Genomic DNA, 21,151 nt, shown 5'->3' with positions numbered 1-21,151 from the left:
CGTCTATTTCAGGAACTATAGAAACAAACCGCCCTCACGGAAAGTGAGCCTGTGGCTGCGGGTGAACTTTTTTGCCGCCGAAGGCCCTGTATTCTGGCGCTTTTTCGCGCGATCCCGGAAATGATGCTGTTTCATGCCAGCCTCAGCGCCGGTGCCGCGACGCAGCGTGGGGGCGATGATTCGGGCGTTAGCCCCGTCCCGCTCGCGCGGTGCGAGGATCTGCACGCCAAAGTCAAAAAAAGCCCCGCAGATGACGCTGCGGGGCTTTTCTGAATTATCTTAAGGGCCGGGCTCAGTCGTCGCCCTTGTTGAGCGCGGCACCCAGAATATCGCCCAGCGAAGCACCGGAGTCGGACGAGCCATACTGCTCGACGGCCTCTTTCTCCTCGGCAATCTCGCGTGCTTTGATCGACACACCCAGACGGCGCGACTTGCTGTCGATATTGGTGATGCGCACGTCGACCTTGTCGCCAACGGAGAACCGCTCGGGGCGCTGCTCGGCACGGTCACGCGACAGGTCGGAGCGGCGGATGAAGGACTTCATGCCTTCGTATTCCACTTCGACACCACCGTCTTCGATGGCGGTCACATTCACGGTCACGATGGAGCCGCGCTTCACGCCGCCCACCGCTTCGGCGAACTTGTCGCCACCCACGGCCTTGATCGAGAGCGAGATGCGCTCTTTCTCGACGTCCACTTCGGAGACCACGGCCTGGACAACATCGCCCTTGCGGTAGTCCTGGATCGCCTCTTCGCCACGCTGGTCCCAGCTGAGGTCGGAGAGGTGCACCATGCCGTCGATGTCGCCGTCGAGGCCCACGAACAGGCCAAACTCGGTGATGTTCTTGACTTCGCCTTCGACCTCTGTGCCCTCGGGGTGTGTCTCGGCAAAGACTTCCCAGGGGTTGCGCATGGTCTGTTTCAGGCCCAGAGACACGCGGCGCTTGGCACCGTCGATTTCCAGCACCATGACTTCGACTTCTTGGCTTGTGGAAACGATCTTCCCGGGGTGCACGTTCTTCTTGGTCCAGGACATCTCGGAGACGTGCACAAGACCTTCGACACCGGCTTCCAGCTCAACAAAGGCACCGTAGTCGGTGATGTTGGTCACGCGGCCGGTGTGCACGGAATCGAGCGGGTATTTCGCGGCCACCAGATCCCAGGGATCTTCCTGCAGCTGCTTCATGCCGAGGCTGATGCGGTGCGTCTCTTTGTTGATCTTGATGACCTGCACCTTGATGGTCTCGCCGATCGACAGGATTTCCGACGGGTGGTTGACCCGGCGCCATGCCATGTCGGTCACGTGCAGCAGGCCGTCGACACCGCCAAGGTCCACGAACGCGCCGTATTCGGTGATGTTCTTGACCACGCCGTCCACGGTCTGACCTTCGGAGAGGTTGCCGATGACCTCGGCGCGCTGCTCGGCGCGGCTCTCTTCGAGGATCGCACGACGCGACACCACGATGTTGCCCCGGCGGCGGTCCATCTTCAGGATCTGGAACGGCTGCTTGAGACCCATCAGGGGGCCCGCGTCACGTACGGGGCGCACGTCAACTTGAGAGCCGGGCAGGAAGGCCACGGCACCGCCGAGATCAACCGTAAAGCCACCTTTGACGCGACCGAAGATGGCGCCTTCGACACGCTCTTCATCCGCATAGGCTTTTTCGAGGCGATCCCAGGCCTCCTCGCGGCGCGCCATCTCGCGGGAGATGACCGCTTCGCCACGGGTGTTTTCCACCTGGCGCAAGAAGACCTCGACCTCGTCACCGACGTCGATCTTGGGTGCTTCACCGGGATCTGCAAATTCTTTCAGCTCGACACGGCCTTCCATCTTGTAGCCGACGTCGATAATGGCCTGGCCCGCTTCAATCGCGATCACCTTGCCTTTGACAACAGACCCTTCCTCGGGCGTGTCCATTTCGAAGCTTTCTTCAAGGAGTGCTTCAAACTCTTCCATCATGTTTGCCATATGGCGCGTGTTTCCTAACGTTGATGTGTCTGGCCGTGCGGTTGTCTCCGCCGGTCTTTCGGGTTGGTCATTGTGGTGAGACCAGACAAAAAACGAAGGGCCGGTGAAGGACCCGACCCTGCTCGCCATTTGCCATACAGCCGTCACCGCTGCTTCGACGCCGCGTCTATACCCAAGTTGCCCCCTGGACGCAAGCATCGAAGGGGCGGCGGGACCGGCGCGCTTTAACGAACTCTCAATTCACCACCCCTAGGTTTCGAGAGGACGGTGATGGAAGACCATCCGGAGGAGCAAATGCTGCACTACGTGATCTATCAGAGCAAGGCCAAAGGGCCGGTTGATCCGGCAGTTCACAACGACATTCTGCAGCGCTCTCAGGAAAACAACCGTGCGGCGGGGCTGACCGGTTTTCTGCATCGCGAGGGCCGTTTCTTCCTGCAGTACATTGAAGGCCCCAAAGCGTCCTTGCATGAGACCATCAACAGGATACGGCAAGATAAACGTCATTCCGGAATGCGGATCCTCGCAGAAGGTCAGCGCGACAACCGGACCCTGCCCGACTGGCAGATGGGATTTGTGGACAACGGCCAGCTGTCTCTGGCCGAGTTGCTGGAGACCTCCGAAGATCGGCTGGAGTTGAAAACGGTAGACCCCTTCGATCTGGTGGTCTTTCTGGCGGCCAACGCAGACGGTCTGCGGCACCGCCACTAAGCACCCCACCCCGGGGGTCTGGTTCTCAAACCCGCAGTCCAGAGTGGGGCAGGACGGGTCGAAACCCGCCCGCGCCGGATGATCCACGCCCGTCGTGGGTTGTCTCGCAACGACAGGGCGCAGATCCTCGTGGACAACCGAAATGGCCTCAGGTGTCAGCGCTGTTGCAAGGGTTGGCCTTGCGCAGACGACCTATCACACCAAAGGCACCAAGTCCGGCCAGCAGCAGGGGAAGGCCCGCCGGCAAAGGCACCGGTGAGACGCGCGGTCCGCTGGGATCGGTCACGACAATACTGTCGGTATCGATGGCGAAGCGCGCGCCAAACGGCCCCTCGCCAATGAAGAAGTTGATGTCCATCCAGGCGGTTGTCATGTTGCGCAACACATCCTCCGTGATCTCGTCAAGCGTCAGGGTAGACCACACCCCCGGCGCCCCTTCAAAGAGCAATTGCATCCGATTGAACGGGTCCGGCCCTTCGATGTCGGTCGAGAAAAACTGGACACCGTCACCCAGGATAAAATCGAGCATCTGGATCTGAACGTCTGAGGCCGACCAAAGACCCAATGCCGCACCGAATTCGTCAAAGACTTCGTAGGAAAGCGACTGCACAGCGTTTTGGAAAACCGCCAGCTGGGCCACGCCACCATCCTCAAGAATCGCAGGGGGTTCCTCATCGTCAAACTCGATGGAGACATCGATGAAGGCGGGTTCAGCCCCAAACGGCAAGTCTGGGCCTAAGTAGTTGTAAAGCTCAATCTCGCCACTGAAGTCGATGGACTTCGCGGTGAGTGGTGCGGCCCCGGTGAAAAGGGCTGCTGAAAGGAGGGCTGAAGTAATAAGATATTTCATTTGGAGAACCACGCTGATCAATGACAAAAACGCAGCGCAGGCACCTGCCCCGTCATCACCACCGAAGTATCCACCGCAGGCCAATAGCCATGCATAAGACCGGATCCGCTGCCGAAAAACAGAAAAAAAGGCGGCGGCCCGATGGGTGTGCAGGTCCACCGCCGGGCTGGCTTGGGGAGCAAACCCGGCGTGTCCCGATATGTGACGACAGCCGGACAAACCCTGCGCTGCCTCACAATCTTGATCGGGTTAGGGGCCGGTTACCAATAAAACGACAGGGCCGCGGTATAAGCGCAACTGATCAGAGCGCCTGCCCCTTGCGCAACTCATCCAACAGATCCTGATAGATGCCATTGCTGTCGCCGCCACCAAAGACCTGCGCGCCGCCCGAATAGGTCTGTCCGTAGGTGCGTGCGACATTGACTGTCTGTGCAACACCGGAAAGGAACTGATCCTGCTCCAGCGGCGAGAGCGGGTGAATGAACACGCCCCACAGCCGACCCTGCGCCACCGCATAGCGTGCATCAAGCGCGGAGTCGAAATTGGCCTGCATCAGGCGCATCAATTCCTCAGGCTCCAGACTATCGGCCGAGCGGATCGGGACCATGGCGCGCATTCTGTCGGCGCGTGGGTCAGCCACAACCATGACCGGAATATCCTGAACGGTGAACTGGATCGTGGCCCCGCGCAGTTGCGCGTCCTCGTCGATCACCTGAACAATGCTGGCCAGGCGCTCGAAGGTCATCGGCGGCTCGGTCTGTGTTTCGGGCGCGGGTGTCTCGCTGTCCTGAGCGGCGCCCAATGTGCCAAAAAAGATCAGTGCCAACGCCAGAATAAGTCGTGCCATGGGAATGCCCTTTCGTCCAAACTATGACATCAGGCTAGCCGCAGGGGCCTTCAAACGCCAAGCACCCTTTGGTGAAGCGTTGCAACAATCAGGCCCGGCGGGCTTCGATGGCGGCAATGGCCGCAGCGATTGCGGCCTCGATGCTCATATCGGAGGTGTCAATTTCCACTGCATCATCAGCTGGCAAAAGCGGTGCCTCGGCCCGGTTGCGGTCGCGCGCATCACGCTCTTTCACGTCTGCGAGCACTTGAGCACGGCTGATCGCAGCCCCTTGCGCGCTCAGCTCGGCAAAGCGGCGGTCGGCGCGCACCTCGGCGCTAGCAGTGACAAAAAGCTTTGCCTCTGCCTCCGGGCAGATAACCGTGCCGATATCGCGCCCGTCCAGCACCGCGCCTCCCGCCCGGCGGGCAAAGCTGCGCTGAAAGTCGAGCAATGCGGCACGCACCTCAGCGATCACGGCGACCTTGCTGGCGGCCTGGGCTACTTCTGGGCTGCGCAACCCATAGGTCTGCAGATCCTCCGCCGTGAGACGCTGCGCCGCCTCAATCGGCTCCATCCCGAGGAGCAGTTTGGCCCCCACCGCGCGGTAGAGCAGCCCGGTATCCAGATGTGCAAAACCGAAATGCGCCGCCACCGCCTTGGAAATCGTGCCCTTGCCTGCAGCGGCCGGGCCATCGATGGCGATGGTGAAGGGTGTGCTCATGCGTTGGCACGCACCAGATGCGCGCCAAGATTGCTCATCAGCGGCTCAAAGATCGGGAAGGAGGTGGCGATGGGGCCACCGTCATCCACGCTCACGGGCTTTTGTGCCGCCATCCCGAGGATCAGGAACGACATGGCAATGCGGTGATCCAGATGGCTGGCACAGGTCGCCCCGCCCGGCACGTTGCCATGGCCCAGGCCGGTGACCGTCCACCAATCCGGCCCTTCATCGACGGTGAGGCCATTGGCCCGCAACCCCACGGCCATCGCATCGATCCGGTCGCTTTCCTTCACGCGCAGCTCTTTCACGCCGCGCATGACGGTCTGCCCGTCGGCAAAGCTCGCCACGACGGACAGGACCGGGTATTCATCGATCATGCTGGCCGCGCGTTCGGGCGGCACCTCGATGCCCTTAAGGTCGGGCGAGAAGCGCGCCCGCAGATCTGCGACGGGCTCGCCGCCTTCGGTGCGCTCGTTTTCATAGGTGAGGTCGGCCCCCATCTCGCGCAGCGTGGTATAAAGCCCGGCACGTGTCGGGTTCAGCCCGATACCCGGCACCAATACGTCCGAGCCTGGCACGATCAGCGCGGCACAGACCGGGAAGGCGGCGGAGGACGGGTCACGCGGCACGTCGATCTTTTGCGGTGTCAGCTCGGGCTGGCCGGTCAGGGTTATGACCCGGCCCTTGTCGGTTTCTTCAACAGTGATTTCGGCGCCGAAGCCTTCCAGCATGCGTTCTGTGTGGTCGCGCGTGGCTTCAGCCTCAATGACCACGGTCTTGCCCGGCGCATTGAGGCCGGCGAACAGCACAGCGGATTTCACCTGCGCCGAGGGCACCGGCACGGTGTACTCAACAGGCACAGGGTCCGCCGCGCCCACCAGTGTCATGGGCAGCCGTCCACCCGCGCGCCCAACCGCTTGCGTCCCAAAGAGCGCCAGAGGGTCGGTCACCCGCGCCATCGGGCGACCATTCAATGAGGCATCACCTGTGAAGGTCGCGGTGATCGGCGAGGTTGCCATCGCCCCCATGATCAGCCGCACGCCGGTGCCCGAGTTGCCGCAGTCGATCACCTGGTCTGGCTCGGCAAAGCCGCCCACACCCACGCCGTGCACGGACCAATTGCCACCGCCGTGATCCGTCACCTCGGCCCCGAAGGCGCGCATGGCCTTGGCCGTGTCCAGAACGTCCTGCCCTTCGAGCAGCCCGGCGATCTGGGTCTCACCGACGCAGAGCGCGCCGAGGATCAGGGAGCGGTGCGAGATCGACTTGTCGCCGGGTACCCGCGCCTCACCTGTGAGCGGGCCACAGGGGCGGGAGGTCATCGGGATGGGGGTGCCGTGGCTGGACATGGGCGCTCTCGGATCGGTCAAAGTCGGCGCAGGCTTAGCGGCTGTGTGGGTTGGGGTCCAGCCCCAAGCGGACCCGGCCGTTAGCGCTTGCGGAACGTGAGGTAGTGCGGTGTTCGCCCTTCGCGCAGCGCCTTCTGCTCATAGCGGGTGGAGAGCCAATCGTCCCACGGCTGCCGCCAGTCCGCCGGGCGCTCGGCCAGCCAGTCGAACCCGTGGCGCGGCACCTGCTCCAGCGTCTGGCGCACATAATCCTCGATATCCGTGGCGACCCGGAAGATCGCGCCGGGTTTCAACACGCGCGCCAGAGGCTCCAGATGTTCCGGCGTGACAAAGCGGCGGCGGTGGTGGCGCATCTTGGGCCAGGGGTCGGGATAGAGCAGGAAAGCCCGGTTGATGGACCCGTCGGGCAGCACATCAAAGAGATCGCGCGCATCGCCCGGATGCACCGCAAGGTTGTTGACCCCGGCGCGGCGGATCTTGCCCAGCAGCATCGCCACACCGTTGATGTAGGGCTCCGCCCCGATGATGCCGATGCCGGGGTTGTGGGCGGCCTGATGCACTAGATGCTCGCCCCCGCCAAAACCGATCTCCAGCCAGACCGGCTTGCCATCAAACAAGGTATCCAGATCCAGCGGCGTCCGCTCCGGGTTGGCCTCCCAGGAGACCGCACCGGGTGAAAGCGCCTCAAGGTCCTCGTCCAGATAGCCCTTTTGCGAGGCTTTCAGCGATTTGCCCTTGAGGCGGCCATAGAAGTTTCTGCGGGGGCGTTCCATGCGCGGCGCTTTAGCCCGCGCGCGCGGGCTGTGCAACGGCAGCCGGTCAGACAGCGCCCTTGAGCGCGTCAACCAGATCGGTCTTTTCCCAGCTGAAGCCGCCATCCGCCTCGGGCGCGCGCCCGAAATGGCCATAAGCCGCTGTGCGCTGGTAGATCGGGCGGTTCAGCTGCAGATGCTCACGAATGCCGCGTGGCGTCAGATCCATGGTCTTGCCGATCGCCGCCTCAATGGCCGCGTCATCCACCTCACCGGTGCCGAAGGTGTCACAGTAGATCGACAGCGGTTTGCTGACCCCAATGGCGTAGCTGAGCTGGATCGTGCATTTCGACGCCATGCCCGAGGCCACAACATTCTTGGCCAGATAGCGCGCCGCGTAAGCCGCAGAGCGGTCCACCTTGGTTGGGTCCTTGCCCGAGAACGCGCCGCCACCATGGGGGGCCGCACCGCCATATGTGTCGACGATGATCTTGCGTCCCGTCAGGCCTGCGTCGCCATCCGGGCCACCGATCACAAAGGTGCCGGTCGGGTTGACCCACCATTCCGTGGCATCCGTGACCCAGCCTTCGGGCAGCACGTCGCGGATGTAGGGTTCCACAATGGCACGGATATCATCAGAGGTCTGGCTTTCGTCCGCATGCTGCGTCGAGAGCACGATGGAGGTGACCCCCACCGGCTTGCCATCTTCATAGCGCACGGACAGCTGGCTCTTGGCATCCGGGCGCAGGGTTGGTTCAGTGCCGTCCTTGCGCACTTCGGCCAGTCGGCGCAGCATGGCATGCGCGTAGTGGATCGGAGCCGGCATGAGTTCTGGCGTCTCATCCGTGGCAAAGCCGAACATGATCCCCTGATCACCCGCACCCTCGTCCTTGTTGTCCCGCGCGTCGACGCCTTGCGCGATGTGTGCAGACTGCTCATGCAGCAGGTTGGTGACCTTGCAGGTGGCGTGGTGGAATTTGTCCTGCTCGTAGCCGATATCCTTGATGCAGGCGCGCGCGATATCCTCGATCTGCTCCATGTGGGTCTTCAGAGCCGTCTTGTCGGACAGCCCCACTTCTCCTCCGATCACAACCTGGTTTGTGGTGGCAAAGGTTTCTGCAGCGACGCGAGCCTCCGGCTCGGACGCAATAAAGGCATCCAGCACGGCATCGGAAATCCGGTCGCAGACCTTATCGGGGTGGCCCTCTGACACGGACTCAGAGGTAAAGACATAATTTTTACGGGACATGAAACGCTCCATTGGATCATCAGACGCCACGTCAGGAAGCCGTTGTGACGCATTCGGCGCTGCATACGTGGACCATCAGGACCCGTCAATTGCTATTTGATGGCATGGTTACGCAGCCCGGCAATCAAAAGACCGGCCAGCAACAAAACCATGATCGGAAGATCGCCGATGCGGCTGTAAAAGGTCGGAGGCAGAGGGTGCGGCAGGCGCGTATCGATGAACCCGGCAGCCCCCATTGGCAAGCTATCGAGGATACGCCCGTAAGGGTCGATCATCGCAGAGACACCCGTGTTTGCCGCGCGAATCAAGGGCAGCCCCTGCTCGATGGCGCGCATGCGCGCCTGCGCGAGATGCTGTTGCGGGCCGATGTTGCGCCCGAACCAGGCATCATTTGTAATCTGAATGATGAAGTCTGGACGCTCGGGGGCTGCATTCACATCATGGGCGAAGACCGCCTCGTAGCAGATCAGCGGCAAGCCTCGACCCAAAGCGCCAAAATCCAGCGTGCGTGCGCCAGGTCCGGCCGCAAAACCAATCGCCGAAACCTGCGCCAGACCCGTCAGGCCCAGGCGCTCAGCCAGCCTCGGGAAAGGGATGAACTCGCCGAAGGGGACGAGATGATGCTTGTCGTAAAGCTGGGTGGCGGCTTGCTCGGGCCCCAGGACGGCCATGCTGTTGAAAACTGCGCGGTCGGTCCTGCGCAACAGACCAAGGGCAACCATCCGCCCCCCGGCAGCCTCCGATATCAGATCCAGCGCCGGGCCTGCGTTTTCGTAAGTCCACGGGATCGCGGTTTCCGGCCAGAGGGTGAGCGCGGGTGGCGCTCCGGTGGTTGCGGGCTCCGCCGTGAACTCAAGCTGCCGCTGGAAGAAAGCCTGCGCAAAATCAGGCTGCCATTTGAGATGTTGTTCCGCATTCGGCTGGACCAGACGCACAATATGCGGCGTCAGCGCTGCGATCGGCGCAGACGGTGGCAGATAAAAAGATATGGCGGCCCCGGCCAGGGTGAAAAACTGCGCAGCCCGCATGGCCCCGCGCCAGCGCAACCGCGCACGCGCGCTCAAAAACCATGCAAGCGAGATCAGCCAAAGCGTCACCCCATGTGGCCCGACCCAGGCCAGCGCCTGCCCCGCAGCGCTGTCGACCAATGCCTGCGCCGGGCTGGCCCAGGGGAAACCGGTGAACACATAAGCCCGCAGCAGCTCGGCAGCAGGCCATGTCAAGAGAAGGGGCCAGGCCTGCGCAGACAAACGCCGCGCAATCCAGAACGCAGCCCCCCAAAAGAGCGCAAGCCCCGCGCTCAGGAACAAGAGCGCAAACGGCGCCATCCAGGCGTGTTTGTCCGGGTCGATCTGGAAAGGCTGCAGGATCCATACCAGAGCGGTGCAGAAATACCCGACCCCGTAAGACCACCCAACCAGCGCCGCCGCACGCCCATGGGCGTGCTGCCGGAACACCAGAAATGCCAGGCTCAGCGCAATCAAAAGCAACAGCGGTTGCTCATAAGGCGCCTGCCCAAGCGCCCCCAAACCGCCCAAAGCCGCCGCGAAGGCCAGTTGGCCCCAGCGTGGCAGTCTTGCGTACCACCCCCAGGGCTTGGCGGGCCGGGGCGTGGCCGTGATCATCCGGCGCTGGCAGCAGGTGTGCGCACGCGCAGGCGTTTGATCCGGCGCGGGTCTGCGTCCAGCACTTCAAATTCTGGCCCGTCGGGGTGCACAACCACCTCGCCGCGGGCGGGCACGCGCCCCGACAACATGAAAACGAGGCCGCCCAGCGTGTCGATTTCCTCTTCGTCGACCTCCTCATGTTCGGTCAGCGACTGGCCGATCTCTGCCTCGAAATCATCCAGCGGGGTCTTGGCCAGCGCCAGATAGCAGCCCGGTTTTTCCTCGGTCCAGAACTGGTCTCCGTCCACGTCATGCTCGTCCTCGATCTCCCCGATGACCTGTTCGATCAGGTCCTCGATGGTGACCAGCCCGTCAACACCGCCGTATTCGTCAATGACCAGCGCCATGTGACGCCGCTCCGCCTGCATCTTGGTGAGCAGAACGCCAATTGTCATGGAGGGCGGCACAAACAGCAGCGGGCGCAGAATGGCGCGCAGATCCAACCCGTGCCCATCCCCGTTGAAGCCGTGATTGAGCGCCAGATCCTTCAGATGCAACAGACCGATCGGCGTGTCGAGCGTGCCGTCATAAACCGGTAAGCGGGTCAGCCCGCTGTCCTTGAACACCGCAACCGCTTCTTCCAGGGATGCTGTCAGGGGCAATGCCGTGATGTCCGCCTTGGGCACGCTGACATCCTCAACCCGCATCCGGCGCAGGTTCATCATGCCATGGGTCTGCGGACGACTGGGCGCAAGAGCCGCCATGGAGGCCGGCTCTTCATCTTCGGTGGGGCTGAGCGCTTCAATCACGCGGCTGAAAAAACCGCCCTGTTTAGAAGGCTCTGGCTCTGGTGGGGTGTCTGCTTCGACATGCGCGCGGTGCGCCGCTTCAGATTGTCCGTCGTTATCGCCCATTGGGTCCTGTTCAAGCGTGGCCCGGCATGCTGCCGATCAAATCCTATATGGGTCATCAAGACCCAGTTTGCCAAGTATTTCAACTTCGAGGCCCTGCATCAGCGTGGCATCGCGGTCGCGGACGTGATCATAGCCCAAAAGATGCAAGATTCCGTGAACAATAAGGTGGGTTACGTGATCTTCGAGCGATTTGCCCAGTTCTTCGGCCTCCCGGGAGCAGGTGTTATAGGCAATCGCGATATCGCCAAGCTCATATGTGCCGTCAAACCCCGGCATCGGCGTGCGCGGGTCTTTGCCGTCCTCCCCCGCCCCCAGCTCATCGGAGGGCCAGCTCAGCACATTGGTCGGGACCGGCTTTTCCCGAAACGTCGCATTGAGGATCCCGATGCGATCATCGTCACAGGCCATCAACGAGATATTCGACTGCTCCAACGGAAGGCCCAGATGATCCAGCGTCGCCACCGTCGCCCGGTCAGCCAGCATTTCCAGCGGGATACGGCCCCAGTCGGGCGCTTCAATCAGAACATCAAGCATCAGGCCGGCGGGGTGTCCGCTTCATAGGCTTCGATGATGGCAGCGACCAGCGGATGACGCACCACATCCTTCGAGGTGAAGTAGTTGAAGCTGATCTTGGGAATCGTCTTCAGCAACCGCTCCGCATCCGCAAGGCCCGAGGACACGCCGCGCGGCAGATCGATCTGCGTGCGATCGCCTGTGATCACCATGCGCGAGCCCTCACCCAGACGGGTCAGGAACATCTTCATCTGCATAGAGGTCGCGTTCTGCGCCTCATCCAGCACCACAAAAGCGTTGCTGAGCGTACGCCCCCGCATAAAGGCCAGCGGCGCAATCTCGATCTGCTTTTCCTCGATCAGCTTGGCCAGTTGCTTGCCCGGCAGGAAATCTCCCAGCGCGTCGTAAAGCGGCTGCATATAGGGGTCGACCTTGTCTTTCATGTCACCGGGCAGAAAGCCCAGTCGCTCGCCCGCCTCAACTGCGGGACGCGACAGGATGATCTTGTCCACATGGCCGGAAATGAACATGGAGACACCCACAGCCACGGCCAGATAGGTCTTGCCGGTGCCCGCAGGCCCGATGCCAAAGGCCAGTTCATTCTCAAAGAGTGACTGCACATAGGCTTTCTGCGCATCGGTGCGCGGCTCCACCCGCTTCTTTCGGGTCTGGATCTCGATGCGGGTGCCGATGGGCATTTCCATCTGATCACCATCCTGCACACCTGTCGCTTCTTCGAACGGGCCCATGCGCAGCTCACGGTCCACATCCGCAGCTTCCACCGCCCGGCCGCTTTCCAGCCGCGCATAAAGCGCGTGCAGCACCCGAATCGCATCGGTCTGGGCATCCCCCTCTCCCGCCACCGCAAGCTGGTTGCCGCGACGCACGATTTGAACACCCAAAGCCGCCTCGATCTGCGCAAGATTGGCATCATAAGCGCCACACAAGTCGATCAAAAGACGATTATCGGGAAATTCGACCGTGCCGCCCGGAGCCGGGGTCACCGTGTCGGTTTGGATCTGGTCACTGATGGCCAAGCGCTTGTCCTTGGGATGAGGTTCTCGCAGACGGTGCCAATTCCGTAGAGCAGGCGCAAGCGGGACGCTGGGTTTTTAGCGATTTTGCAAAGAAAAATAGCCCGCGCCTGTGAGGACGCGGGCCAACCGTCAGGTCTCAAGTCCGGGATCAGAACGGATCGCCGATGATCTGCGTACCGCCGCCCTTGAAGTCGCCCACCGTCTGGGTGGGTGCCGCCACGCCTGAGCAGACCGGCTTGCCAGTATTACGGTCCAGCCGGGCAGAGAGATAGCCTTCGAGCCCATCGTCGATGATCCAGTGGTCGCAGCCGTTGGGATCGACCCAGATGCCCGCCTGCAGATCCAACAGATCCTTGGAATCAGGGCCGCGGTCGACCCCTTTCTCGGAGCTCAGCTCGCTACAGGCCGACAGGGCCAGGGCGCCGCATGTCAGCGCGATACATGTCAAACGTGTCATCCAGCGGCCCTCTCTATCCGATGCAGGTGATTTCGACACGGCGATTGCGCGCCTTGCCGTCAGCGGTGGCGTTGGAGGCAATCGGATTGCGCTCGCCCAGCCCGCGCACATCCGAGACCGAAACGCCCGCAGCCCGGGCAATCCCGGCCACGGTGTTGGCCCGCGCCAGCGACAGGCGCATATTGTAAGCGTCAGAGGCGTCGCTGTCGGTGTGCCCCGTGATCACAAAGGCCCGTGCGTCAGATTGCCGGAAGAACGCGCGCAAGCTGTCGCGCCCCTCGGCACTGATGGTGGCACTGTCGGTGGCGAAGAACTGGTCAGAGCGCACCAGGGCGCAGACCCGGCCTTCGCGACAGACGGGAATGCCCTGCCTGTTGACATGCGGGGTCATGAACCCCTCGGCGCCATCATCCATGACCCAATGCTCGCATCCGTCCGGATCAACCCAGATGCTGGGGATGTACTGGCCCCTGTCCAACCCCTGTTGCGAACTTGTCTGAGCAGCGGCGGCACCCGCTTGCAACGCCATTGCCAGCGCCCCTGCGATCAGAGCACGACCGGCTCCCTCAAAACGCACCATCACACGACCATCCTTCACTTGCCTCTCCATCCGGCCTCCGGCGATCCACATCGCAGTGGCCAAAAAACTGCGTCGTTTTTTGTAAATTCCGAAGAGCTTTTGCGCAACAAAGGGCGGAGATTGTTCGGTTTTCAGCATCACTGTGCCTCAAACACCGCGATTTCTCAGTTCTGAGCGACGGTTAACTATTAATCCTGCCGCACTGCAGCCAGGGAGTTGCGTTTGGCAGCGGTGATTCTCACCGGGACGATATCACCGATGGCAGCGTCTGAGCCGTCGATGTGCACCGCGTGCAGATACTCTGATTTCCCGAGCATCTGCCCCGGATCACGCCCGGGTTTTTCCACCAGCACCTTGGTGCTGCGACCGACCATGTCGGTCTGGATTTGCTGTTGCTGGCGAGTGATCAGGGCTTGCAGACGTTGAAGCCGCTCGTCCGCCACATCCGGATCGACCTGCGGACGCTCCGCCGCCGGTGTGCCGGGCCGGGTGGAGTACTTGAAGGAATAGGCGTAGCCGTATTTCACGGCTTCAATCAGGTCGAGCGTCGCCTGAAAATCCGCCTCTGTCTCTTCCGGGAAGCCCACGATGAAGTCCCCGGACATCAGAATATCAGGGCGCGCGGCGCGAATCCGTTCGATCAGCCGCAGATAGCTCTCCGCAGTATGGCTGCGGTTCATCCGTTTGAGGATCCTGTCCGAGCCGGACTGCACCGGCAAATGCAGATAAGGCATCAGCTTCTTGCAACTGCCATGCGCCTCGATCAGATCGTCGCTCATGTCATTTGGGTGCGACGTGGTGAATCGGATGCGCGCCAGCCCGTCGATATCGTTGAGCGCCCAGATCAGCTGTGCGAGGCTCTGCTCGGCGCCGTCCGGGCCTGCGCCGTGATAGGCGTTCACGTTCTGACCCAGCAGGGTGATCTCGCGCACGCCCCGCTCCACCAGGTCGCGCGCCTCATCGAGGATGCGGGTCATCGGGCGGCTGGTCTCGGCCCCACGGGTATAGGGCACCACGCAGAAGGCACAGAATTTATCACAGCCTTCCTGCACGGTCAGAAAGGCCGAGGGCGCGCGTTTCGCCTTTGGGCGGCTTTGCAGACGGTCGAATTTGTCCTCTTCCGGGAAATCCGTGTCGAGCGCGGTTTTGCCCTGCCGCAGCCGCGCCTCCATTTGCGGCAGGCGGTGGTAGGACTGCGGGCCCACCACCAGATCCACCGCTGGCTGGCGGCGCATGATCTCTTCGCCTTCAGCCTGTGCCACGCAGCCCGCCACGCCGATCTTGAGATCGGGATTGGCCATCTTCAAAGGCTTCAGGCGGCCCAGTTCGGAGTAGACCTTCTCTGCCGCTTTTTCGCGGATGTGGCAGGTGTTGAGCAGAATCATATCCGCGTCTTCCGCCACGTCGGTCTGCACATAGCCCTGCCCGCCCAGCGTCTCGGCCATGCGTTCGCTGTCATAGACGTTCATCTGGCAGCCGTAGGTCTTTACAAAGAGCTTCTTGGGCGCGGTCATGGCAGGTGTCCGGTTCTGAGGTGGAAATGCGCGCTGCATATCAGCCGCTGCCACAGCTTGCAATGAACCGGGATTTAACCAAACCTGCCCTAATGCGACCGCAGGAGCGCCCATGACCCATGACAGTCTCGACAGTTTTCTGAAGACCGCTCGGGCGGAGCTGCGCAGGGGACCAGTGGCTTTGATCTTTGTCGAGGATGAGGTCGAGATCGCCTCGACCCTGCAGCATCATTTGCAGATGGGGTTTGGCGCCGTTGTTGTCTTCATGCCGCAAAGGATGGCCCTTCCCGAAGACTTGGCACAGCAGATTCACCGCGTGAGTTATGACGCCACGGCGCAGGGTGCCGTGCGCAGCGCGGTCGATGCGGTTTCGGCGGCCGCACCCGGCGCCTGGATCTACTACTGTTACAACGCCGAGTATCTGTTCTTTCCGTTCTGCGAGACCCGCACTGTGGGGGAGTTGCTGGCATTTCACAGCGAAGAGCGGCGCGATGCGATGCTCTCCTATGTGATCGATCTCTATGCGGATGATCTGAGCGCACACCCCCATGCCGTCTCTCGTGAGCACGCCTTCCTGGACCGGTCGGGGTATTATGCTTTGGCGCGGAAGGATACGGCGCAAGACGGCGCACCGAAGGAACGGCAGCTCGATTTTTTTGGCGGGTTGCGCTGGCGATTTGAAGAATATGTGCCGGCCACAAGGCGCAGGATTGACCGGATCGCGCTGTTTCGGGCGAAACCGGGGCTGAAGATGCAGGAGGACCACAGATTCTCCGACGAGGAGTACAACACATTCGCCTGTCCATGGCATCACAACATCACCGCAGCCATTTGTTCCTTCCGGGCCGCCAAGGCGCTCACGCGCAATCCGGGCAGCCGGGAGGCTATCCAGACCTTCAAATGGCACAACTCGGCACCCTTTGAATGGCAGTCGCGGCAACTGCTTGATCTGGGGCTTATGGAGCCGGGGCAATGGTTTTGAGGGAGGCAAAGGTGGCCTGAAAGCCCACCTTACCTGCCTGTTGCACGGTCCAGGAGAATTGGGAACCAGTCGCTCCGCAAGCTCTGACCCGGTGTCATGTCATGGCCAGGAAAAGGGGGCGAGGTTGGCCCCGGACGTGCCACATAGCGCGCGTCGTCACCTAGCAAGCGCAGCGAAAAGGCGCGCCGACGAGTTGCGGCCGTATTACCGCGCGCGCCGTGCAGCACACCGTAGTGGAAGGCTATCGCGTCGCCAGGCTGCATCTCGAACTCCCGGATGTCCATCTCTTCGGTGTCCGGGTCGGGAACCGGCATATAGGCGTCACTGTCGGGGTAGAAATTCGTCTCGGCCAGCCAGCGCGTCGGCAAGACCGGCTTCGGCCAAAGGTGAGAGCCCGCGACGCAGCGCAGCGTTGCCTCCTTCACCGGGTCGAGCGGCACCCAGAAACTGATCAACTGGCAGCCCTCTACAAAATAGTAAGGCGCATCCTGATGCCATGGCGTGGGTTTCGACGTGCCCGGCTCCTTGACCAGCACATGATCATGGAAGAGCTGGACCCTGTCGCTTTGCATCAAGTCTGCAGCGGCATCGAGGATGGCAGCGTCGTGGCAGGCGGCCTCAAATTCCGGTATGCGTTGCCAGTTGCAGTAGTCATCAAAGAAGCGGCCTGTCTCGTGTTTCTGCAGGTTTTCGGCGGCGTAAGGACCCGGCTGTGCCATATTGCGTGCCACGCCCGCCCGTAAGCCCTGCACATGATCGGCAAACAGACCACGAAGGAAGACAACCCCATCGCGTGCATAGGTTTCGATATCGGTCCGCGAAATCAACGGTGTCATTCTTGAGGGGAGACCCTAGGGTTTCCGACGCAAGCGGATCACAACATCGACCGACGCGATCTCCGCGCCTTCCGGCGCGTCCGGCAGCTGCGCGATCACCAACTCTTCGGCTGGCGCATCGGTCAGCCGGTCTTCTTCTTCCCAGAAAAAATGCGGGTGGTCGTGTGTGTTGGTGTCGAAGTAGCTTTTGGCACCGTCCACGGTCACCTCTTGCATCAGCCCCGCATCGCAGAAGGCACGCAATGTGTTGTAGACGGTCGCGAGCGATACCGTCTCACCTTGCTTTTTGGCCGTTGCGAACAGGCTTTCCGCCGTCACGTGGCGATGCTGTCCATCGCCGATGAGTAGCGTCGCCAGGGTGACGCGTTGCCGGGTTGGTCTCAGCCCGGCTTTGGCAAGCCAGTCGGCCCCGATGATCTGTTGCGCAGGTGTCATGGCACGCTCTTGTTACGTCTTCTTGATCATATAAGGGTCAATAGGGGGTGTTTTCAATTGGATTCCGGCGATTTGACGGGTCGCATTTGCCGCAGCCCCGTGCCGCGGGCCGCTTGGGCCAGCCAAGCGGCACAGACTTGCGAAGGCTGCAAACGCGATGCTAGAGGGGTTTGAACATAAAAGAATGCCGAGCAGGAGAGGCGCCGACATGGGCCAATACCCCACCACATTTGACAAAGACGCCCTGCTGAAATGCGCGCGGGGAGAGCTTTTCGGGCCCGGCAATGCGCAGCTTCCAGAGCCGCCGATGCTGATGATGGACCGGATCACCGATATTTCAGGCGATGGTGGAGACCATGGCAAAGGCCATGTGGTGGCCGAGTTCGACATCACGCCCGATCTGTGGTTTTTCGACTGTCACTTTCCGGGCAATCCGATCATGCCCGGCTGCCTGGGTCTTGACGGTTTGTGGCAGCTGACCGGATTCAACCTTGGCTGGCGCGGCTGGCAGGGGCGCGGCTATGCGCTGGGTGTCGGCGAGGTGAAGCTCACAGGCATGGTGCGGCCGGATCGCAAGATGCTGACCTACTACGTGGATTTCACAAAAGCGGTGCAGACCCGGCGCTTGACAATGGGGGTCGCAAATGGCCGGGTGGAAGCGGATGGAGAAACCATCTATCAGGTCACCGACATGAAGGTCGCGCTGTCGGAAAACTAACCCCGGGCAGGCGATTTGAGACTATGAAGGAGAGCGCCATGCGCCGCGTCGTCGTGACAGGGTTGGGCATCGTCTCATCCATCGGGAACAACGCCGAAGAGGTTTTGGCCTCGTTGAAATCCGGCGCCGGCGGGATCGTCGCCAGCCCCGAGATGGCAGAGCACGGGTTCCGCAGTCAGGTGGCGGGCACGCTCAAACTCGATGTGAAAGAGCATATCGACAAGCGCACACTGCGCTTTATGGGGCCGGGTTCGGCCTATGCCTATATCGCCATGGAGCAGGCGATTGCGGACGCGGGGCTGGATGAAGACATCATTTCGAACCCACGCACAGGGCTGGTGGCAGGCTCTGGCGGGCCATCCACCAGCGCGATGCTCACCGCGCATGAGGTTGTGAAAAACACCGGGGCGACCAAACGGATTGGTCCCTTTGCCGTGCCCAAATGCATGTCTTCGACGGTCAGCGCGAACCTCTCGACCGCGTTCAAGATCAAGGGCATCAACTATTCCATCACCTCGGCTTGCTCCACCTCGCTGCACTGTATCGGTAATGCCGCCGAGCAGATCATGCTGGGCAAACAGGACGTGATGTTCGCAGGCGGCGGGGAGGAGTTGGACTGGACACTGTCATGCCTCTTTGACGCGATGGGGGCGATGTCGTCCAAATTCAATGACACGCCTGACAAGGCCTCGCGGGCCTTCGATGAGAACCGAGATGGGTTCGTGATCTCCGGCGGCGGTGGCATTGTGGTTCTGGAAACGCTGGAACACGCCCTGGCGCGCGGCGCGCATATCTATGCGGAAGTCACCGGCTACGCCGCGACATCTGATGGCCACGACATGGTCGCCCCGTCGGGCGAAGGCGGCGAGCGGGCCATGACGCTGGCGCTTGACACCCTGCCCGAAGGCCGCAGCGTGAGCTACATCAACGCACACGGCACCTCGACCCCCGCAGGTGACCAGCCGGAAATGGAGGCGGTACGCCGCGCATTCGACGGCAAGACGCAACCGCCCGTCAGTTCGACCAAATCCATGACGGGTCACAGCCAGGGTGCCGCCGGCGCGCAAGAGGCAATCTATTGCTTGCTGATGCTGAAAGATGACTTTATCGCACCGTCGATCAATGTCGAAACGCTGGACCCGGCCTTTCAAGCCTCGGAGATTGCGACGGAGCTGGTTGAGAATGCAGGTTTGGATTCCGTCATGACCAACTCCTTTGGGTTTGGCGGTACGAACGGGTCGATGATTCTGTCAAAGTATCTCGGTTAAGAGGCATATATGTCTGGTCTACTGAACGGAAAGCGCGGGCTCATCATGGGCGTTGCGAATGAACGCTCCATCGCATGGGGCATCGCGAAAGCCATGTCCGAGGCAGGCGCCGAACTGGCGTTCACCTACCAGGGTGACGCCTTTGGCACGCGGCTGAAGCCGCTGGCCGCATCGGTCGGCTCCGACTTCATGGTCGATGTGGATGTGACTGATGATGCGTCGCTGGATACGGCCTTTGACCAGTTGGGCAATCGCTGGCCGACCATCGATTTTCTGGTGCATGCCATTGCCTTTTCCGACAAGGCGGAGCTGACCGGGCGCATCCTGAACACCAGCCGCACGAACTTCAAACGGACCATGGACATCAGCGCCTATTCGCTGATCGAGGTCACTCGCCGGGCGCATCCGCTGATGGTCGAGAACGGTGGGACGGTGCTGACCCTGACCTATCAGGGCAGCAACACGGTTGTGCCAAACTACAATGTGATGGGCGTGGCCAAGGCTGCGCTGGAAAGCGCCACCCGCTATCTGGCCAATGATCTGGGCCCTGACGGTATCCGCGTGAACGCGATCTCACCCGGCCCCATGAAGACCCTTGCTGGCGCCGCCATCGGAGGCGCGCGCAAGACATATAAGTTCACCGACCAGAATGCCCCGCTGCGCTCCAACGCGACGCTGGAGGCGGTGGGTGGCACGGCAGTCTATCTCGCCTCTGATGCGGGGGCTTGCACAACCGGTGAAGTGATCCGGGTGGATGGCGGCTATCACGTGCTCGGTATGCCGCAGGTCGAACACCTCTGATCTGACACTGCCTGCAGTCCGCCAAATTACCGCCACATTTGGCCTGTATGGTTGGATGTATGGTTTCTTATCTGGATACCCGCGCGCTGCGTCAGGCGCGCTGCAATGAACGCGCCACACGGGCGCGCAGCGTTGCCTGGCTGCTGATGCCTGTGACGGGTGCCACTTTTCTGGCGGCCTTGTGGTCGGATCCTGTTTTGCAGCCACGGCTGCAAAGCGGTCTTGAGGGATTGGCCCCGCTCGCCATGAGCCTTGTGTCTCGGGAGAGCACAGCGGAAGACAGTTTCGCCTTTCAGCATGAGCCGACCGGCCAAGCAGCAGATTTGAACGCAACGCTGACAGGCCTGCCCGTGACGCGCACACCGATCCATCGGCCCGACCAAGACAGCTAGAGCGTCCAACGAAACACCTCACGCATCACTTAGCGCGTCGAAATCGTTGATTTCAGGCAGCGTTGGTGGAGTGGGATTTTCAATTGACGCCTTAGCGCAGCCCGGGTCAGTCGCCTGAAATCGACATCACTTCGATATCAAAGGTCAGATCCTGCCCGGCCAGCGGATGATTGGCGTCGATCGTCACGGTTGCCTCATCCACATCCACCACCATCACCTGCATGGCCTGCCCTTCAGGCGTCTCCACGTTCAGGAGCGTGCCCAGGTCGAGCGGGACATCATCGGGGATGCCTTCGCGCGGCACTGCCTTCCGCATCTGCGGGTTGATGGGACCATAGGCCTCGTCGCAGGGCACCTGAACGGTCTTCTTCTCCCCAAGCGCCATACCGGGCATGGCGGCATCAAGCCCCGTGATCACCTGCCCAGACCCCACGGTAAACTGCAACGGATCGCGCCCGTCGGAGCTGTCAAAGACGGTCCCGTTCTGCAGCGTCCCTGTGTAGTGGATGCCCACCGTATCGCCCGACTTCACCTGCGCCATCAAAGCTCCGATCCTGATTGAAGAAGTGGTAGAGGCCGCGTATCTGCGCAGGTTCTCCGGGATGTGCAGCCCAGCCTGCCCGGCGAACCCCGTAGAGTAAAGCCGAAAAACCCGACATTTGGCCCT

23 protein-coding genes and 1 riboswitch are annotated in these 21,151 nt (G+C 61.6%); of the genes, 6 read left to right on the top strand and 17 right to left on the bottom strand.

Annotation, left to right across the window (positions count from 1 at the left end):
- Positions 1-292 precede the first annotated feature (292 nt).
- The gene (gene rpsA / locus So717_RS15625; protein ID WP_159978977.1) at positions 293-1,969 is read right to left on the bottom strand and encodes a 30S ribosomal protein S1; all 1,677 of its coding nucleotides are present in this window, start codon (positions 1,967-1,969) and stop codon (positions 293-295) included.
- Between the two features lie 270 nt (positions 1,970-2,239).
- Between rpsA and So717_RS15620 the strand changes: the two genes are divergently transcribed.
- Entirely contained in the window at positions 2,240-2,680 is a 441-nt protein-coding gene (locus So717_RS15620) for a BLUF domain-containing protein (protein ID WP_238840986.1), read from the top strand.
- A gap of 148 nt (positions 2,681-2,828) precedes the next feature.
- On the opposite strand, the gene So717_RS22345 is transcribed toward So717_RS15620, so the two are convergent.
- From So717_RS22345 to miaB, 13 genes are all read right to left on the bottom strand, one after another.
- Entirely contained in the window at positions 2,829-3,530 is a 702-nt protein-coding gene (locus tag So717_RS22345) for a VPLPA-CTERM sorting domain-containing protein (RefSeq protein ID WP_238840984.1), read from the bottom strand.
- Positions 3,531-3,831: 301 nt separating this feature from the next.
- A complete protein-coding gene (locus tag So717_RS15610; protein ID WP_159978975.1) occupies positions 3,832-4,377 on the bottom strand; it encodes a polysaccharide deacetylase family protein in 546 nt (181 codons plus the stop codon).
- An 88-nt stretch (positions 4,378-4,465) separates the two neighbouring features.
- On the bottom strand, positions 4,466-5,080 hold the full coding sequence (locus So717_RS15605) for a (d)CMP kinase (protein ID WP_159978973.1): 615 nt from the start codon (positions 5,078-5,080) through the stop codon (positions 4,466-4,468).
- Positions 5,077-6,429, bottom strand: a complete 1,353-nt coding sequence (gene aroA / locus So717_RS15600; protein WP_159978971.1) for a 3-phosphoshikimate 1-carboxyvinyltransferase — start codon at positions 6,427-6,429, stop codon at positions 5,077-5,079. The genes So717_RS15605 and aroA overlap by 4 nt, the downstream gene beginning before the upstream one ends.
- A gap of 80 nt (positions 6,430-6,509) precedes the next feature.
- Positions 6,510-7,202 carry a tRNA (guanosine(46)-N7)-methyltransferase TrmB gene (gene trmB / locus So717_RS15595; RefSeq protein WP_174239054.1) on the bottom strand — a complete coding sequence of 231 codons (693 nt, stop codon included), beginning with the start codon at positions 7,200-7,202 and terminating at the stop codon, positions 6,510-6,512.
- A gap of 46 nt (positions 7,203-7,248) precedes the next feature.
- Complete coding sequence (gene metK / locus So717_RS15590; RefSeq protein ID WP_159978967.1) at positions 7,249-8,430, bottom strand: methionine adenosyltransferase; 1,182 nt, start codon at positions 8,428-8,430, stop codon at positions 7,249-7,251.
- A gap of 4 nt (positions 8,431-8,434) precedes the next feature.
- A riboswitch (SAM-SAH riboswitch) is annotated at positions 8,435-8,484 on the bottom strand.
- 38 nt (positions 8,485-8,522) lie between these two features.
- On the bottom strand, positions 8,523-10,055 hold the full coding sequence (gene lnt / locus So717_RS15585) for an apolipoprotein N-acyltransferase (RefSeq protein WP_159978965.1): 1,533 nt from the start codon (positions 10,053-10,055) through the stop codon (positions 8,523-8,525).
- A complete protein-coding gene (locus So717_RS15580) occupies positions 10,052-10,951 on the bottom strand; it encodes a hemolysin family protein (protein WP_159978963.1) in 900 nt (299 codons plus the stop codon). Before So717_RS15580 ends, lnt begins: the two co-directional genes overlap by 4 nt.
- A gap of 36 nt (positions 10,952-10,987) precedes the next feature.
- Positions 10,988-11,485, bottom strand: a complete 498-nt coding sequence (ybeY, locus tag So717_RS15575; RefSeq protein ID WP_159978961.1) for an rRNA maturation RNase YbeY — start codon at positions 11,483-11,485, stop codon at positions 10,988-10,990.
- A complete protein-coding gene (locus So717_RS15570; RefSeq protein ID WP_159978959.1) occupies positions 11,485-12,501 on the bottom strand; it encodes a PhoH family protein in 1,017 nt (338 codons plus the stop codon). Before So717_RS15570 ends, ybeY begins: the two co-directional genes overlap by 1 nt.
- A gap of 148 nt (positions 12,502-12,649) precedes the next feature.
- On the bottom strand, positions 12,650-12,958 hold the full coding sequence (locus tag So717_RS15565; RefSeq protein WP_159978957.1) for a hypothetical protein: 309 nt from the start codon (positions 12,956-12,958) through the stop codon (positions 12,650-12,652).
- A gap of 13 nt (positions 12,959-12,971) precedes the next feature.
- Positions 12,972-13,538 (bottom strand): OmpA family protein, encoded by a 567-nt coding sequence (locus So717_RS15560; protein WP_159978955.1) that lies wholly within the window; start codon positions 13,536-13,538, stop codon positions 12,972-12,974.
- Positions 13,539-13,726: 188 nt separating this feature from the next.
- On the bottom strand, positions 13,727-15,052 hold the full coding sequence (gene miaB / locus So717_RS15555) for a tRNA (N6-isopentenyl adenosine(37)-C2)-methylthiotransferase MiaB (protein WP_159978953.1): 1,326 nt from the start codon (positions 15,050-15,052) through the stop codon (positions 13,727-13,729).
- Positions 15,053-15,164: 112 nt separating this feature from the next.
- On the opposite strand from miaB, the gene So717_RS15550 reads away from it, so the two are divergent.
- Positions 15,165-16,034, top strand: coding sequence for a glycosyltransferase family 2 protein (locus So717_RS15550; protein WP_159978951.1), 870 nt, complete (start codon positions 15,165-15,167; stop codon positions 16,032-16,034).
- Positions 16,035-16,063: 29 nt separating this feature from the next.
- Here the strand turns inward: So717_RS15550 and So717_RS15545 are convergent, their stop codons facing one another.
- Entirely contained in the window at positions 16,064-16,870 is an 807-nt protein-coding gene (locus tag So717_RS15545; protein ID WP_159978949.1) for a phytanoyl-CoA dioxygenase family protein, read from the bottom strand.
- A gap of 15 nt (positions 16,871-16,885) precedes the next feature.
- Positions 16,886-17,305, bottom strand: a complete 420-nt coding sequence (irrA, locus tag So717_RS15540) for an iron response transcriptional regulator IrrA (RefSeq protein WP_159978947.1) — start codon at positions 17,303-17,305, stop codon at positions 16,886-16,888.
- A 208-nt stretch (positions 17,306-17,513) separates the two neighbouring features.
- Between irrA and fabA the strand changes: the two genes are divergently transcribed.
- Genes fabA through So717_RS15520 form a run of 4 tightly spaced genes read left to right on the top strand, consistent with a single transcriptional unit; the run spans position 17,514 to position 20,484 of the window.
- Positions 17,514-18,023 (top strand): bifunctional 3-hydroxydecanoyl-ACP dehydratase/trans-2-decenoyl-ACP isomerase, encoded by a 510-nt coding sequence (fabA, locus tag So717_RS15535; RefSeq protein WP_159978945.1) that lies wholly within the window; start codon positions 17,514-17,516, stop codon positions 18,021-18,023.
- Positions 18,024-18,061: 38 nt separating this feature from the next.
- Positions 18,062-19,291: a beta-ketoacyl-ACP synthase I gene (gene fabB / locus So717_RS15530; RefSeq protein WP_159978943.1), complete on the top strand. Its 1,230-nt coding sequence runs from the start codon at positions 18,062-18,064 to the stop codon at positions 19,289-19,291.
- 9 nt (positions 19,292-19,300) lie between these two features.
- Positions 19,301-20,092, top strand: a complete 792-nt coding sequence (locus tag So717_RS15525) for an enoyl-ACP reductase FabI (RefSeq protein WP_159978941.1) — start codon at positions 19,301-19,303, stop codon at positions 20,090-20,092.
- A 59-nt stretch (positions 20,093-20,151) separates the two neighbouring features.
- Entirely contained in the window at positions 20,152-20,484 is a 333-nt protein-coding gene (locus tag So717_RS15520) for a hypothetical protein (protein WP_159978939.1), read from the top strand.
- 106 nt (positions 20,485-20,590) lie between these two features.
- Here the strand turns inward: So717_RS15520 and So717_RS15515 are convergent, their stop codons facing one another.
- Complete coding sequence (locus So717_RS15515; RefSeq protein WP_159978937.1) at positions 20,591-21,025, bottom strand: FKBP-type peptidyl-prolyl cis-trans isomerase; 435 nt, start codon at positions 21,023-21,025, stop codon at positions 20,591-20,593.
- Positions 21,026-21,151: the final 126 nt, after the last annotated feature.

The organism is Roseobacter cerasinus (assembly GCF_009811755.1).
GTDB classification, from domain to species: Bacteria; Pseudomonadota; Alphaproteobacteria; order Rhodobacterales; family Rhodobacteraceae; genus Roseobacter; species Roseobacter cerasinus.
This window is presented reverse-complemented; position numbering and strand designations above follow the sequence as displayed.

Excerpts from the sequence above, each read along its gene's own strand:
- trmB (WP_174239054.1), bottom strand. The coding sequence starts at position 7,202 with ATGGAACGCCCCCGCAGAAACTTCTATGGCCGCCTCAAGGGCAAATCG.
- So717_RS15620 (WP_238840986.1), top strand. The coding sequence starts at position 2,240 with ATGGAAGACCATCCGGAGGAGCAAATGCTGCACTACGTGATCTATCAG.
- fabB (WP_159978943.1), top strand. The coding sequence starts at position 18,062 with ATGCGCCGCGTCGTCGTGACAGGGTTGGGCATCGTCTCATCCATCGGG.
- So717_RS22345 (WP_238840984.1), bottom strand. The coding sequence starts at position 3,530 with ATGAAATATCTTATTACTTCAGCCCTCCTTTCAGCAGCCCTTTTCACC.
- fabA (WP_159978945.1), top strand. The coding sequence starts at position 17,514 with ATGGGCCAATACCCCACCACATTTGACAAAGACGCCCTGCTGAAATGC.
- So717_RS15605 (WP_159978973.1), bottom strand. The coding sequence starts at position 5,080 with ATGAGCACACCCTTCACCATCGCCATCGATGGCCCGGCCGCTGCAGGC.
- rpsA (WP_159978977.1), bottom strand. The coding sequence starts at position 1,969 with ATGGCAAACATGATGGAAGAGTTTGAAGCACTCCTTGAAGAAAGCTTC.
- aroA (WP_159978971.1), bottom strand. The coding sequence starts at position 6,429 with ATGTCCAGCCACGGCACCCCCATCCCGATGACCTCCCGCCCCTGTGGC.
- metK (WP_159978967.1), bottom strand. The coding sequence starts at position 8,430 with ATGTCCCGTAAAAATTATGTCTTTACCTCTGAGTCCGTGTCAGAGGGC.
- So717_RS15550 (WP_159978951.1), top strand. The coding sequence starts at position 15,165 with ATGACCCATGACAGTCTCGACAGTTTTCTGAAGACCGCTCGGGCGGAG.
- miaB (WP_159978953.1), bottom strand. The coding sequence starts at position 15,052 with ATGACCGCGCCCAAGAAGCTCTTTGTAAAGACCTACGGCTGCCAGATG.
- So717_RS15565 (WP_159978957.1), bottom strand. The coding sequence starts at position 12,958 with ATGACACGTTTGACATGTATCGCGCTGACATGCGGCGCCCTGGCCCTG.
- So717_RS15545 (WP_159978949.1), bottom strand. The coding sequence starts at position 16,870 with ATGACACCGTTGATTTCGCGGACCGATATCGAAACCTATGCACGCGAT.
- irrA (WP_159978947.1), bottom strand. The coding sequence starts at position 17,305 with ATGACACCTGCGCAACAGATCATCGGGGCCGACTGGCTTGCCAAAGCC.
- So717_RS15515 (WP_159978937.1), bottom strand. The coding sequence starts at position 21,025 with ATGGCGCAGGTGAAGTCGGGCGATACGGTGGGCATCCACTACACAGGG.
- So717_RS15525 (WP_159978941.1), top strand. The coding sequence starts at position 19,301 with ATGTCTGGTCTACTGAACGGAAAGCGCGGGCTCATCATGGGCGTTGCG.
- ybeY (WP_159978961.1), bottom strand. The coding sequence starts at position 11,485 with ATGCTTGATGTTCTGATTGAAGCGCCCGACTGGGGCCGTATCCCGCTG.
- So717_RS15610 (WP_159978975.1), bottom strand. The coding sequence starts at position 4,377 with ATGGCACGACTTATTCTGGCGTTGGCACTGATCTTTTTTGGCACATTG.
- lnt (WP_159978965.1), bottom strand. The coding sequence starts at position 10,055 with ATGATCACGGCCACGCCCCGGCCCGCCAAGCCCTGGGGGTGGTACGCA.
- So717_RS15580 (WP_159978963.1), bottom strand. The coding sequence starts at position 10,951 with ATGGGCGATAACGACGGACAATCTGAAGCGGCGCACCGCGCGCATGTC.
- So717_RS15560 (WP_159978955.1), bottom strand. The coding sequence starts at position 13,538 with ATGGTGCGTTTTGAGGGAGCCGGTCGTGCTCTGATCGCAGGGGCGCTG.
- So717_RS15520 (WP_159978939.1), top strand. The coding sequence starts at position 20,152 with ATGGTTTCTTATCTGGATACCCGCGCGCTGCGTCAGGCGCGCTGCAAT.